12 protein-coding genes are annotated in these 13801 nt (G+C 71.3%); 8 read left to right on the top strand and 4 right to left on the bottom strand.

Annotated features, from left to right (window positions below; translation table 11 throughout):
* Positions 1-4 precede the first annotated feature (4 nt).
* Positions 5-490: a MarR family winged helix-turn-helix transcriptional regulator gene (locus tag ACIOEW_RS01335; RefSeq protein WP_401960318.1), complete on the top strand. Its 486-nt coding sequence runs from the start codon at positions 5-7 to the stop codon at positions 488-490.
* Positions 491-690: 200 nt separating this feature from the next.
* The gene (locus tag ACIOEW_RS01330; protein ID WP_401960315.1) at positions 691-2112 is read left to right on the top strand and encodes a serine/threonine-protein kinase; all 1422 of its coding nucleotides are present in this window, start codon (positions 691-693) and stop codon (positions 2110-2112) included.
* 34 nt (positions 2113-2146) lie between these two features.
* Here ACIOEW_RS01330 and ACIOEW_RS01325 read toward each other — a convergent pair whose 3' ends face one another.
* Both ACIOEW_RS01325 and ACIOEW_RS01320 read right to left on the bottom strand, forming a co-directional pair.
* A complete protein-coding gene (locus tag ACIOEW_RS01325) occupies positions 2147-3661 on the bottom strand; it encodes an MDR family MFS transporter (RefSeq protein ID WP_401960313.1) in 1515 nt (504 codons plus the stop codon).
* A 27-nt stretch (positions 3662-3688) separates the two neighbouring features.
* A complete protein-coding gene (locus ACIOEW_RS01320) occupies positions 3689-4285 on the bottom strand; it encodes an NAD(P)H-dependent oxidoreductase (RefSeq protein WP_362551644.1) in 597 nt (198 codons plus the stop codon).
* 182 nt (positions 4286-4467) lie between these two features.
* On the opposite strand from ACIOEW_RS01320, the gene ACIOEW_RS01315 reads away from it, so the two are divergent.
* The 4 genes from ACIOEW_RS01315 to ACIOEW_RS01300 all read left to right on the top strand — a co-directional run bounded on the left by ACIOEW_RS01315 (position 4468) and on the right by ACIOEW_RS01300 (position 8684).
* Positions 4468-5229, top strand: a complete 762-nt coding sequence (locus ACIOEW_RS01315) for a TetR/AcrR family transcriptional regulator (RefSeq protein WP_401960309.1) — start codon at positions 4468-4470, stop codon at positions 5227-5229.
* Positions 5230-5550: 321 nt separating this feature from the next.
* A complete protein-coding gene (locus ACIOEW_RS01310; protein ID WP_362551637.1) occupies positions 5551-6708 on the top strand; it encodes an acyl-CoA dehydrogenase family protein in 1158 nt (385 codons plus the stop codon).
* An 18-nt stretch (positions 6709-6726) separates the two neighbouring features.
* Positions 6727-7620, top strand: coding sequence for an acyl-CoA thioesterase II (locus tag ACIOEW_RS01305; RefSeq protein WP_362551634.1), 894 nt, complete (start codon positions 6727-6729; stop codon positions 7618-7620).
* A 59-nt stretch (positions 7621-7679) separates the two neighbouring features.
* Positions 7680-8684, top strand: a complete 1005-nt coding sequence (locus tag ACIOEW_RS01300; protein ID WP_362551631.1) for a cation diffusion facilitator family transporter — start codon at positions 7680-7682, stop codon at positions 8682-8684.
* A 16-nt stretch (positions 8685-8700) separates the two neighbouring features.
* On the opposite strand, the gene ACIOEW_RS01295 is transcribed toward ACIOEW_RS01300, so the two are convergent.
* Positions 8701-9909: an epoxide hydrolase family protein gene (locus ACIOEW_RS01295; RefSeq protein WP_401960305.1), complete on the bottom strand. Its 1209-nt coding sequence runs from the start codon at positions 9907-9909 to the stop codon at positions 8701-8703.
* Between the two features lie 63 nt (positions 9910-9972).
* Between ACIOEW_RS01295 and ACIOEW_RS01290 the strand changes: the two genes are divergently transcribed.
* Complete coding sequence (locus ACIOEW_RS01290) at positions 9973-10950, top strand: helix-turn-helix transcriptional regulator (protein WP_401960304.1); 978 nt, start codon at positions 9973-9975, stop codon at positions 10948-10950.
* A 52-nt stretch (positions 10951-11002) separates the two neighbouring features.
* Here the strand turns inward: ACIOEW_RS01290 and ACIOEW_RS01285 are convergent, their stop codons facing one another.
* Positions 11003-11782, bottom strand: a complete 780-nt coding sequence (locus tag ACIOEW_RS01285) for a phosphatase (RefSeq protein ID WP_362551622.1) — start codon at positions 11780-11782, stop codon at positions 11003-11005.
* A 342-nt stretch (positions 11783-12124) separates the two neighbouring features.
* Between ACIOEW_RS01285 and ACIOEW_RS01280 the strand changes: the two genes are divergently transcribed.
* Positions 12125-13798: a glycosyltransferase family 2 protein gene (locus ACIOEW_RS01280; RefSeq protein ID WP_401960302.1), complete on the top strand. Its 1674-nt coding sequence runs from the start codon at positions 12125-12127 to the stop codon at positions 13796-13798.
* Positions 13799-13801: the final 3 nt, after the last annotated feature.

Raw genomic sequence — 13801 nt, 5'->3', positions numbered from 1 at the left:
CGTCATGAGACCGCCGATTGGCACCACCGACCAGGCGCCGGCTGATCCGACCGCCACCGACGACATGCTGGCCACCCAGCCCATCGGTTACTGGAGCGGCCTCGCGCACTCGGCCGTCACCCGGCATCTGCGTGACGCCATGGCCAGGATCGACGTCACGCAGCCGCAGTACTGGGTGTTGAACCGAGTGAACGGCGGGCCCGCGGCGCCGAGCCGCGAGGAGGTGGTCAGTCAGCTGACCCCCCTCGCGGACGGGCGGCACGAGATCGCGCGGGCCGTCGACCAGCTGATCCACCGCGGCTGGCTCTCGATCGACGCCGGGCAGCTCCTGCGCCTCACCGATGCCGGGGAGGCGGCCAGAGTGCGGCTGCGCGAGCTGGTGACCGGGCTGCGGGCCGTGGTCCACGACGGCATCAGTGACGAGGAGTACGTGGCCGCGCTCAAGGTGCTGCGCAGGATGGTCGCCAACGTCGAGGGCGACGGGAACTGATCGGCAGCCGGCTGCGAGATGACCGGGCCGCACACCGTACGGTCAGGCTCGGGGCCTGCGCGTGCACGGCGACCGTCACACCCAGCCCATCTGCCTTCGACCCCGCTTCGGTCGCAGCGCCGGTCGGTGCCCGTGCAGGTCATCGCGGAAGTAATCGAACGCACCTTTACGCGTGGGGAATGAAGCTAGGGTCAGCTCCCGTGGAAGCAGCGGGCGGAGCACTGATCGGAGGCCGGTACCAGCTCGTGGAGCTGATCGGCCAGGGCGGCATGGGCCGGGTATGGCGCGGGCGGGACACGGCTCTCGAACGGGACGTGGCCGTGAAGGAGGTGCTCCTTCCGCAGGGGCTGACCAGCGACGAACGCCATCACTTCCTCCAGCGCGTGGTGCGTGAGGCACGGGCTGCCGCGCGGCTCAATCACCCCGGGATCATCACCGTGCACGACGTGGTCGAGCACGAGGGCGCGCCCGTGATCGTCATGGAGCTCGTCACCGGCATGTCGTTGGCCGCGCTCATCGCGCGCGACGGTGCGCTGCCGGTCCAGCGCGTGGCGGAGATCGGGGCGGCGATGCTGAAGGCCCTTCGGCCGGCGCACGCGTCCGGCATCGTCCACCGTGATCTCAAGCCGGACAACGTGCTGTTGATGGGCGACCGGGTGATCATCACCGACTTCGGCATCGCGCACATGGCGGACGCGAACACGGTCCTCACCCGCACCGGTTCGGTCATGGGCACCCCCGCATACATGCCTCCCGAGCAGTTGGAGGGGAGGCCGCCGACGCCCGCCAACGATCTGTGGTCGCTGGGCGCGACGCTGTACTGCGCTGTCGAGGGCGAACCGCCGTTCAGCGGGGACACGTTCGGTGCGCTCTGCATAGCCGTCGCCACGAAGGAGCCGCGGCCGCCCGTACGCGCCGGCGCGCTGGGGCCGCTGCTGGCCGCGCTGATGACCAAGGACCTGGCAGGTCGCCTCACGGCCGAGCAGGCGCTCGTCGCGCTGGAAGAGGTGGCACGGACCGGAACGGCCGCGCCCGTCCCGACCCCGACCCAGGTCGTGGATCCGACGCCGCAGCCTGCCGGGGTTCCCGGCGGGGCATGGCACCCGCCGCGGCCGCCCCAGGCGCCCGGACCCGCCGCCTGGCCGACGCAGACGTCACCGCCCCCCGCCACGACGCCCGACGGCCCGGCCCGCCCGGCCCGCCCGGCCCGCCCGGCCCGCCGGACAGCCAACTCGCGTATCGGCGCCCTCGAGGCGATGGCGGTCCGGTTCGTCGGCTGCATGGCCCTCCTGTGGACCCTCGGCGCCACGCTGCCGTGGAACTACCTCGACGAGGTGGACTCGGAGTACATGCCGATCATCGTTCTGATCACCTGTGCCCTCTGCCTCATCCAGGCTGTGCCCCGGCCCCGTTGGCACCCTGCGGCAGCCTGGCCCGCGTTCGTCGCGTTCGATCTGGTGCTGTACTTCGCCACCAAGGAACTGGTCCTGCCCGGGTTGCTCGGACATTCGGCGCGCACCGGATTCAGCGAGGCCCCGGCCGAAATGGCCGCCAACATGCTGCTCCTCGCCACCGGCGCCTGGCTCCTGTGGTGGAAGGTGCCGGGCAGCCGTCCGGCCTGACGGGCAGCGAGGGCCCCGCAGCCCGGGTCGCGGGTCACTCCTTCCGGAGCGGCACCTCCCGCATCAGCCAGGCCGCCAGGAAGATCACCGCCCCGAGCAGCGCGGCACCGATCAGCACCCCGTGCAGGCCTTCGGTGACCGCTGTCCGTACCGCGTCCCGGACCTCGTCCGGCATCCCGCGCACCGCCTCGGGCGTCCAGGCTGTACCGCCTTCGGGCATACCGGCCGAGTGGACCCGGCTCGTGTACACGGCGCCGAGCACCGCGATGCCCAGGGAGCTGCCGATCGTGCGGACCAGGGTGGCGGTTCCCGTGGCGGCGCCCATGTCGCGCGGCGTCGCGCTGTTGATGGTGACGAGCAGCGTGCTCTGCATCAGCAGGCCCATGCCGACGCCGAGCACCAGGGTCAGTGCGGAGGTCACGGCCGTGGGGGTGTTGGTGCCCGTCGTGAGCAGGACGAGCGCGCCCACGGCCGTCAGCGCGCCGCCGATGACGGGATAGGGGCGGTAGCGGCCGCCGTTGGCGAGGAGCCGCCCGGTCAGGAGTTGCGCGCCGAACATCCCCGCCATCAGCGGGAGCAGCAGCATGCCGCTGGCCGTCGAGGACGCGCCGCGGACGAACTGCATGTACTGCGGCAGGTAGGCGGACGCCCCGAGCATGGCGGCGCCCGCCAGGAACGTGAGCACCTGGGCGACCGTGAAGTTGCGGTCGGCGAACAGCCGGGGCGGGATGATCGGTTCGGCGGCACGCCGCTCGACCCGGGCGAACCAGGCCAGGGCGACGGCGCCGGTCACGCCGAGGCCGATGATCTGCGGTGACGACCAGGCGTACGTCGTACCGCCCCAGCTGCCCAGCAGGGTGAGGGCCAGGATGGCGGCGCAGAGCAGGCCGGCCCCCGCGTAGTCGATCTGCGCCTTGACCCGCTCGGTGTGCAGGCGCAGGCGCAGCCCGACGACGAGCAGGGCGAGCGCGCCGATCGGGACGTTGACGTAGAAGACCCAGCGCCAGTTCAGCTGGTCGGTGAGGAGGCCGCCGAGCAGCGGCCCGCCGACCAGCGCGACCGGCATCATGGCCCCGATCATCGCCTGCGAGCGGCCCGCCTGGGAGGGCGGCAGCATGACACCGATGATGGAGATCGCGCCGACCATGAGGCCGCCCGCGCCGAGTCCCTGCACGGCCCGGAAGGCGATGAGCTGGCCCATGTCCTGGGCGAGCCCGGAGAGTACGGAGCCCGCGAGGAACACCGTGATCGACCAGATGAAGCTGCCCTTGCGCCCGTACAGGTCGCCGAGCTTGCCCCAGATGGGAGTGGAGAGGGAGGCGGTGAGCAGATAGGCGGTCACCACCCAGGACAGGTGGTCGAGGCCTCCCAGGTCGCCGACGATCGTGGGCAGGGCGGTGCCGACGATCGTGCCGTCGAGCAGGCCGAGCATCAGACCGAGTAGGAGGCCGAACAGGACGAGTTTCGACGGGCCTCCGCTCTCGTCGGCGGGTGGCTCGGTGGCCTCAGGTCCTTGCCGGTCGTGCGTGTCGCTCGTGTGCTGGCTCATGGTCGCCCCGTATCCGGTGATGAGTCGTCAGGCCGCGTACGGGGCTGCGGCCCTGGCGTCCCGCAGCGCGTGCGCCCACCAGGCCAGCTGGTCCAGCAGCGCCTTGGCCGCCGCGTCGACCTGGGCGTCGTCGACGGTGCCGTCCGTACCGAACAGTCCGTAGGCGTTGTGGAAGCTGACCGTGTTGCGGATGGTCGTGGCGTTCAGCTCGGCCATGACGACGCGGAGCTGTTCCACGGCGCGCAGGCCGCCGGAGAGGCCGCCGTAGGAGACGAAGGCGACCGGCTTGGCGTGCCACTGCTCGTTGTGCCAGTCGATGGCGTTCTTCAGCGACGCGGGAAAGCTGTGGTTGTACTCCGGCGTGACGAAGACGAACGCGTCGGCTGCCGCGAGGCGCGGTGACACCAGGGCGAGGGCCTCCTCCGTACCCGGCGCCGGCGGCTGCCCGAACGCGGGCAGGACGGTGGGCAGCGGGGTCTCGGCGAGGTCCACGACATCCGTCGTCATGTCGTCGCGCTGGGACAGGTGTCCCTTCAGCCACTGGATGACGACGGGAGCGAAGCGGCCCTCGCGGGTGCTGCCGACGACGACGGCGACGCGGAGCTGCGGGCGGGTGCTGGTCATGGGTCCCCCTGGAAGCAATGAATACGGAAGCGGCGATCGGAAGCCGCGGAATCGGAAGCCGCGGAATCGGAAGCCGCGAATGTGTACTGCGTATCCCGTGGCGTACAACGTACACGTCCATGTGTACGTCGTCTACTGACGGATACGCTGTACGCTGACCGCCTATCGAGAGGAGCCTGTCCATGGCCGACCAGAAGAAGGACAGCGGCAAGGACGGCCGGACAGGCAGCAGGACGGGGCCGGACACATCCCTCTGGCAGCGCCTGGAGCGGCCGGCGGCCGCACCCCGCGCCTCGCTCACCCTGGAGCGGATCGGGGCCGTGGCCGTGGAGATCGCCGACGCCGAGGGCTTCGCCGCCGTCACCATGCGCAGGCTCGCCACGGAACTGGGCGTCGCCCCCATGGCCGCCTACCGTCACGTGTCCGGCAAGGACGACCTGTGGGCGCTGATGGCCGAGCGGGTGGCCACGGAGATGCGGATCCCCGACGAGGTGACCCAGTGGCGCGAGGTGCTGCGCGCCTTCGGCCTGCTGACCCGGGACGCGATGCTGCGGCATCCGTGGGTGGGGCAGTTGCCCACCCACCTCTTCGTGCTCACGCCCGGCCGGCTGGCCATCGCCGAACGGCAGCTTGCGGCGCTCGACGGACTCGGCCTCGACGAGGACACGATGATGGTCGCGTTCCGCACCGTCAGCGCCTTCGCCCACGGCGCGGGACAGTCGGAGGTGGCCCTGCGGGAGTGGACGGAGTCGGCCGGCTGGTCTTCCGGCGACGAGACACGGATGGGCCTGGCGCCGCAGATGATGTACCTGATGGACACCGGCCGCTACCCCACGTACCAGCGCTACGGGCAGCGCGCGACCCGCAAGGACGACGCGACCTGGGCGTTCGAGACAGGCCTGGACTGCGTGCTCGACGGGATCGCCGCCCGGCTCGGCATCTGAGGCGGCACCAGGAATCGGCCTTCGATACCTGGAGGCCCCAGCCCCGCGAACGACATCCGGCACCCGGAGGCCCGAGCCTCGCGAACAGCCCTCGCCACCCGGAGGCCCCAGCCCCGCGAACGGAAAGCAACACCCGAGGGCCCCAGCCCCGCGAGCGGCATCCAACACCCGGGGATCCGAGCCCCGGGCGCAGCATCGACGCCCTCCCCGTCGGCGTGCTCAGCATCACCCTGGACAGCTCCGGTGACCGCCGGGTAACTTTTAACCAAGGCTGAGCAAGCGCTTAGCCAAGCCGAGCGAAGCCGACCAGGGAGGCACCCCGTGCGCCGTACGGTATTCAACGAGGACCACGAGGCGTTCCGGGAGACCATCCGCGCCTTCATCGCGGCCGAGGTCGTGCCCGTGTACGACGACTGGTTCGCGGCCGGCCAGGCCCCGCGCGACTTCTACCTGAAGCTCGGCGAGCTGGGTGTCTTCGGCATCACGGTGGACGAGGAGTACGACGGCGCGGGCATCGACTCGCACAAGTACGAAGCCGTCATCTACGAGGAGACCGCCCGCGCGGGCGTCTCCTTCGGCGGCTCCGGCGTGCACACGCTGCTGGGCCTCCCGTACGTCAAGATGCTCGCCACCGACGAGCAGAAGAAGCGCTGGCTGCCGAAGTTCACCACCGGCGAGGAGATGTGGGCCCTCGCGATGACCGAGCCGGGCACCGGCTCCGACGTCGCGGGCATGAAGACCACCGCCAAGCTCTCCGAGGACGGCACGCACTACGTCCTCAACGGCTCCAAGACCTTCATCACCGGCGGCGTGCACGCCGACCGTGTGATCGTCTGCGCCCGCACCTCCGCCCCGCGCGAGGACGACCGCCGCTTCGGCATCTCCCTGTTCGCCGTCGACACCAAGTCCGAGGGCTACTCGATCGGCCGCAAGCTCGACAAGCTGGGTCTGCGGGTCTCCGACACCGCCGAGCTGGCGTTCGTCGACGTCAAGGTCCCGGTCGACGACCTGCTCGGCGAGGAGAACAAGGGCTTCGGCTACCTCGGCACCAACCTGGCCTCCGAGCGCTGGGGCATCGCCTTCGGTGCGTACGCGCAGGCCGCGGCCGCCGTCCGGTTCGCCAAGGAGTACGTGCAGGACCGCACGGTCTTCGGCAAGACCGTCGCCTCGTTCCAGAACACCAAGTTCGAACTGGCCGCCTGCCAGGCCGAGGTGGACGCGGCCCAGGCCGTCGCCGACCGCGCGCTGGAGGCGCTGGACGCCGGTGAGCTCACCGCCGCCGAGGCCGCCTCCGCGAAGCTGTTCTGCACCGAGGTCGCGCACCGCGTGATCGACCGCTGCCTCCAGCTGCACGGCGGCTACGGCTTCATGAACGAGTACCCGATCGCCCGCCTGTACGCGGACAACCGGGTCAACCGCATCTACGGCGGCACCAGCGAGGTCATGAAGTCGATCATCGCCAAGTCCATGGGCCTGTAGAGCGGCTACGTTCTCTCCATGAGCTCAGCACCACCAGACGCCGCCCTGCTCGATCTGCTCGATCTCCTCGACCTCGAGCAGATCGAGCAGGACATCTTCCGGGGCACCAGCCGCTCGGCGATCGTGCCCCGCGTCTTCGGCGGACAGGTCGCGGCCCAGGCGCTCGTCGCCGCGGGCCGGACCGTCCCCGCGGACCGGCCCGCCCACTCCCTGCACGCGTACTTCCTACGGGCGGGGGACCCGGGCGCGCCGATCGTCTACAGCGTCGACCGCATCCGGGACGGCCGTTCCTTCACCACCCGGCGGGTCGTCGCCGTCCAGCACGGGCAGCCGATCTTCCACCTCTCGGCGTCCTTCCAGACGTACGAGGAGGGGCTGGAGCACCAGGCGGACATGCCGGCCGCGCCGGACCCCGGGACGCTGCCCACCGCGGCCGAGATGCTGCCGCGGTACGCGGACCGGTTCAGCAGCCCCGATGTCGTGGACCGGCTGATCGAAGCCCGGTCCGCGGTCGACCTGCGGTACGTCGACGCCCCGCCGTTCGGCACCGTCGGCGAACCGCGCGAGCCCCGCTCCCAGGTGTGGTTCCGCACCAACGGCAAGCTGGCGGACGACCCGCTGCTGCACGTCTGCATGGCGACGTACGTCTCCGACATGACGCTGCTCGACTCGGTGCTCCTCGCCCACGGGCGCGGCGGCTGGGCGGTAGGCGACGTGGTGGGGGCGAGCCTGGACCACGCGATGTGGTTCCACCGGCCGTTCCGGGCCGACGAATGGCTGCTGTACGACCAGGAGTCACCGTCCGCGTCCGGCGGGCGCGGGCTCGGCCAGGCCCGTATCTACACCCAGGACGGGCGGCTGGCGATCACCGTCATCCAGGAGGGCGTCGTCCGGGTCCCCCGGGAGGACTGAACGGGCCGCACGGCCACGCGTCGGACATGCCCGGCCCGGCTGCGGACATACTCCCCACCATGAGTGACGAGAAAACTCCTGGTGGCGAGTCCACGTTCACCGTCATCGTCGCGGCGGTCGCCAACCTCGGCATCGCCGTGGCGAAGGCCGTCGCGGGGCTGATCAGCGGATCGAGCGCGATGCTCTCCGAGGCGGCCCACTCGGTCGCCGACACCGTCACCGAGGTGCTGCTGCTCACCGCGCTCAAGCGCAGCGAGAAGCCCGCCGACGAGGAACACCCGCTGGGCTACGGCCCCGAGCGGTACATCTGGGCGATGCTCGCCTCCGTCGCCACGTTCGTCGGCGGCGCCGTCTTCTCGGTCTACGACGGCATCCACACCCTGGTCGCGGGCGAGGAGCTCGGCGACCCTCTCATCTCGTACATCGTGCTCGCCGTGGCCTTCCTGCTGGAGGGCTACTCGCTGCGCACCGGGCTTCGGCAGGTGCGCCGGGAGGCCGTCCGGCTGGGCACCCCCGCCACGCGCTACTTCCGGCTCACCCCGGACACCGCGGTCAAGGCCGTCGTGATGGAGGACTCCGCGGCACTGGTGGGACTGCTGCTGGCCGCGGGCGGGCTGCTCGGGGGCCAGCTGTCGGGGTCCGGCGTCTGGGACGGTGTCGCGTCGATCCTGATCGGTGCGCTGCTCGTGTACGTGGCCTGGGTGCTCGGCCGGTCCAACGCCCAACTGCTCATCGGACGGCCGGTTCCGCAGTCGATGCGGGCGGGGGTGCGCGAGGAGCTGCTCTCGGTGCCGCACATCATCGACGTACTGGAACTGACCACGCTCATCCAGGGCCCGACCGAGATCCTGATCGCCGCGAAGGTCGACTTCCGGGACGTGGCCAGTGCCGAGCAGGTCGAGTGGGCCTGCGAGGAGGCGGAGCAGCAGCTGCGGGAGCGGTATCCGTCGATCCGGCGGGTGTACCTCGACCCGACGCCGGGTCTGGAACAGCGGCGCCGGGCCCGGGCCGCCGGGGGAAATCCGGTGGCCGGGCCCGGCGAGGAGTCACCCGACAGCCCTTAGGGCCTTGGGTTTTGGATCAGGCCGGGCCCGCGGGGTCCTCGGCGAGGCCGGCGAAGAACTCGCGGACGTCCTTGGTCAGCAGCTCGGGCTGTTCCAGCGAGAGGAAGTTGCCGCCGCGGTCGAACTCGGTCCAGCGCACCACGTGATGGTCGCGCTCGGCGAACCGGCGGATCGCGACGTCGGCCGGCAGCGCGACGGCCACGGCGGTCGGGACGGTGCCGCGGCCCTTCGGCGCCCACGCGGACGGGTCGTGGGCCATCTCGTAGTAGAGGTGTGCGGATGAGCCCGCCGTACCGGTGAACCAGTACACGCTGATATTGGTCAGCAGGTGGTCGCGGCCGATGGCGTCCTCGGGGAGCTCACTCGCGGGGTCGGTCCATTCCTTGAACTTCTCGGTGATCCAGGCCAGCTGCCCCACCGGGGAGTCGTGCAGGCCGAAGGCGAGGGTCTCGGGGCGGGTCGACTGGATGGCGTTGAAGCCCATCTTGTCGTCGCGGAAGTTCTGCAGGCGCTCCAGCCGGGTCTGCTCGGACTCGGTGAGTCCGGCGAAGTCCGCCGGGTCCTCCGAGGGGAAGGTGACCAGGCCGTTCACGTGGATGCCGGTGACGGCGTCGGGGGCGAGACGGCCCATCTCAGCGGCGATCCAGGCGCCGCCGCCGTTGCCCTGCACGCCGTAGTGCCCGTAGCCGAGCCGGTCCATGAGGGTGGTGAACGCCCCGGCGATCCGGCCGGTGGTCCAGCCGGTCGAGGTGAGCGGGCCGGAGAAGCCGATGCCCGGGGTGGAGGTGACGACGACATCGAAGTCGCGGGAGAGCGGTTCGATGACGTCGGTGAACTGGACGAACGATCCGGGCCAGTCGTGGATCAGCAGCAGTGCGGGGGCGCCGGCCTTCGCCGAGCGGACGTGGACGAAGTGGATGTCCTGGCCGTCGATCTCGGTGAGGAACTGCGGGAACCCGTTCAGCCGGGCCTCAGCCGCGCGCCAGTCGAATCCGTCGGCCCAGTACGCGGCCAGGTCCTTCAGGTAGTCGGCGGGCACACCCCGCGTCCAGCCCTCGACGCCCGGCAGACCGGTGTTCCAGCGGGTGCGGGCGAGGCGGTTGCGCAGGTCGTCGACGTCGGCCTGCGGGATCTCGATCCGGAAGGGACGGACCTCCGTGGCGGCCGCGTCCTGGGCGGTGCGGGCTGCGGTGGTGCGGGCTGCGGTGGCGCTGCTGTTCTCCATGGACAGAAATATAGGATGGCATCAGGAAAGGTTCGTTCCTAATGAGGGAGCAGTGTCCGGACCATGCTGGAAACCTCCGCACGCCTCCTCAGACTGCTGTCCCTGCTCCAGTCGCCGCGCGAGTGGCCGGGCACCGAACTCGCCGAACGGCTGGGGGTGAGCAGCCGCACCGTGCGCAACGACATCGAGCGGCTGCGCACCCTCGGCTACCCGGTGGACGCCACCCGCGGATCGGCCGGCGGCTACCGGCTGGCAGCCGGGGCGGCGATGCCGCCGCTGCTGCTGGAGGACGACGAGGCGGTCGCGGTGACGATCGCCGTGCGCACGGTCGCGCGGAGCGCGATGCCGGGCATGGAGGAGACCTCGCTCCAGGCGCTGGCCAAGCTGGAGCAGGTGCTGCCGTCGCGGCTGCGCCGGCGGGTACGGGCGCTCCAGCAGTACACCGTGCCGGTGCCCGCCGACCGCGCCGATCCGGGCATCGACACCGAGCTCCTGATGACGCTGACATCCGCCTGCCGGGACCGCGAACGCCTCCGGCTGGACTACCGGGACCATGCGGGGACGCCGACCCGCCGGCTGGTCGAACCCCAGCGCGTCGTCAACTGGGGGCGCCGCTGGTACCTCGTCGCGTGGGACGTGGACCGCGACGACTGGCGGATGTTCCGGGTGGACCGGATCACGCCGCGCACGCCGTCGGGCCCGCGCTTCGCGCCGCGCGAGGACCCGGAGGGGGACGCCGCCGCCTATGTGGCGGGCAAGGCGTCGGCGGCGGCCTGGCGCCACCGGGCCCGGGTCACGGTGCACGCGCCAGCGGCGACCGTGCTGGAGCGGATCAACCCGGCGGTGGGCGTGGTCGAGGCCGTCGACGAGCACACCTGCGTGCTGGCCACGGGAGCGGACTCGCTGGACAGCCTCGCCGTCCATCTCGGGATGCTCGGTCACGACTTCACCGTGACGGAGCCCGCCGAGCTGGTCGCCCACCTGCGCGACCTCGCCGCGCGGTACGCCCGCGCCACCCCCGCACCACCGGACGGGCCCTGACCCTCGGCCGCTCCCCCTGGCCCCCTCGCCCCTCGCCCCCTCGCCCCTCGGCTCAGAGCAGTCCGGCCGCGTCCAGGAGGTAGTCCGTCATCGGGTCGTAGAACCGCGGGTCCAGCACATGGTCGTCCAGCGGGACGGCCACCTGGAGGGTGCCCTCGGACTCCCCCAGGAACAGTGCCGGGTCGTTGCAGTCCGCGTATCCGATGGCGTCCAGTCCGCGCTGCGCCGCGCACCCGGCCCAGCCGTGGTCGGCGACGACCAGGTCGGGCATGGGGCGCCCCTCCCGCTCCAGGCCGTCCAGGATCGCCGCCATGGGAGCCGGGGAGTGGGTGTGCCAGAGGGTCGCGCCGCGCTCCTGCACGGCGACGTCCGCGAACTGGAAGACCATGCCCTCGTCCGCGGTCAGCCCGGACGGGATCGTCACGATCTCGCAGCCGGCCGCCCGCAGCGCGGCCGCGGTCTGCCGGTGGACGTCCAGCAGCCCGCCCGGGTGGCCGGTGGCGAAGAGCACCCGCTCGGAACCGTCGGCAGCCTTCCGCAGCCGGGCCGCGGCCCGCTCCAGGGCGTCGACCGTGAGCTCGGGATCAATGGTGTCCTGCCCGAAGCGGTGCTCCGGGTCGTCGCTCACCCCGCACCGCTCCGCCATGACCGCCAGGACGTCCTGCTCGTCGCGCCAGCGGTCGCCGAGCTCCAGTCCCAGCCAGAAGTGGCGGTCGCCGTTGGCGAGCTTGCGGTAGTGGGAGAGGTTGTTGTCCCGCGGGGTCGCGACATCTCCCGCGATGCGGGTGCGGACGAGATGTTCGACGAGGGCGGAGCGGCTGGGTATCGGCATGAACCCATTGTGCCGTGGAGTGTGCGCAGTGTGCCGGTCGTATGAAGCGGTGGGCGGTCCGGGCCGCCCGGCACCGGACCGGTGGTTCCATGAGTGCGGCAGCCGGCCCGGTGGGGCCCCGATCCGGACCTGCCGCGAGCCCCCGCCGGAAGTTGGGCGCCCGTTCACCCCCGCGCGACCTGGAACTTCCCGCTCCACCCGACAGTGAACGTCGAATAGGTCCAGACCACTTGAATTGCGCCAACCTGGCATCGCATTCCCTGCCGGGCGGCAATTGGTCTATACCTTTGGCAGTAGGGTGGGTCCCCAGATACCGGGACATGCACAGCCGTGGGGGGCTTTATGACCGTGCATCACTTGCCGCAACCTCCGTCCGACCAGGAGCTCTACTGGTACTTCGGGCCGCAGCGCCGCTGGGTACTGATCAGCTCCTCTCTCGCCTTCGTGCTCACGGCGGCGACGATGTTCACCTTCGCCCTGCGCACCCCGGCCCTGTGGGCCTTTCTCGCGGTGCTCTCCCTGAACGTCGTCGCGCTCGCGCTCTCGTCGGTGAACAGCCTGCGCCAGCGCCGGCTGACCAGGCGCTCGCACGAGGTGCTCGTACACGCCTGGAACCCACCCGGACTCCCTTCCGTGGACCTGTACTTGCCGACCTGTGGCGAACCGCTTCCGGTCCTGGACAACGCCTACCGGGCCGTCGCGGCCATGGAGTGGCCGGGCGCGCTGACCGTCTGGGTGCTGGACGACGCCGACAGCGCCGAAGTGGCCGCGCTGGCGGCCTCGTACGGGTACCGCTACGTCGTCCGGCCCGACCGGGGGCACCTCAAGAAGGCGGGCAACCTCAACCACGCGCTCACCCTGAGCAGCGCCGAGTACATCGCCATCCTGGATGCCGACTTCGCCCCCCGCCCCGACTTCCTGCGCCATCTCGTGCCGTATCTCGCCGACCCGGGTGTCGGCATCGTGCAGAGCCCGCAGTGCTTCGACACCGACGGGACGATGGACTGGATCCAGCGCGCCGCCGGGTCGGCCCAGGAGTGGTTCTTCCGCTGGATCCAGCCTTCCCGGGACGCGAGCGACGCGGCCATCTGCTGCGGCAGCAACGCGGTCTACCGGCGCAGCGCCATCGATCTGGCCGGCGGCTTCGCCCGGCTCGACCACAGCGAGGACCTGTACACCGGACTCGCCCTGTACGAGCAGGGGTTCAGGACCCTGTACGTGCCGGTGCTGGTGGCCAAGGGGACCTCGCCGGACAACCTCGCCTCGTATCTCAACCAGCAGTACCGCTGGGCGATGGGCAACCTGCACCTGATGGGGACCCCGGTGCTCGGGCGGATGGGCGCCCCATGGCGGATGCGGCTCTGCTTCTACGAGGGCATCGTCGGCTATCTGACGACGGTGGTGAACACCTTCGCGGCCCCGCTGCCGCCGCTGGTGATGATGTTCTGGTACCCGGACCACATCCGGCCCTGGCACGTGCTGCCGCTCCTCGCGCCGCTGTGGCTCTGGCATGTGCTGCTGCCGCGGATCAGCCGGACCCGCTGGCGGATCGAGGTGATCCGGGCCAACGTCCTGACGAGCGTGGCCGCCGGGGCCGCCTTCCTGCACACCCTGCGCGGCCGCAGCACCGCGTGGGTGCCCACCGGGGCCGGTGGCGGGAAGCCCGGCACGATGGCGCACCGGGTGGTGCTCGTCTCGCTCGGCTGGCTCTGCTGCTCCACGGGGGCGGCGGCCGGCGGTCTCGCCCTGGCGGTTTCCCGTAACGGCTGGGAGCCCAACTGGGGACTCGGCCTCTACCTGTTGGTGCAGCTGCAGATCAACGTCCCGCTGATCAGGGACCTGTTGACCGGGTTGCGCCCCTCGGCTCCCGCTCGGCCCGAACGGCTCGGGCGCGGCCGGCGCACCTCGGTGCTGCCCAGGCGCTGGCCCGAAACACTGGCCGTGACGGCCACGCTCCTGCTCACCGCCCTGCTCGCGTCCGGCTGGGTCGATCCCATGCTGCCCTGGCTGAGCTGAAAG

The organism is Streptomyces sp. NPDC087901, assembly GCF_044742205.1.
Taxonomy (GTDB): Bacteria; Actinomycetota; Actinomycetes; order Streptomycetales; family Streptomycetaceae; genus Streptomyces.
The sequence above is the reverse complement of the archived record's forward strand: the minus strand, read 5'-3'. Positions and strand labels throughout refer to the sequence as shown.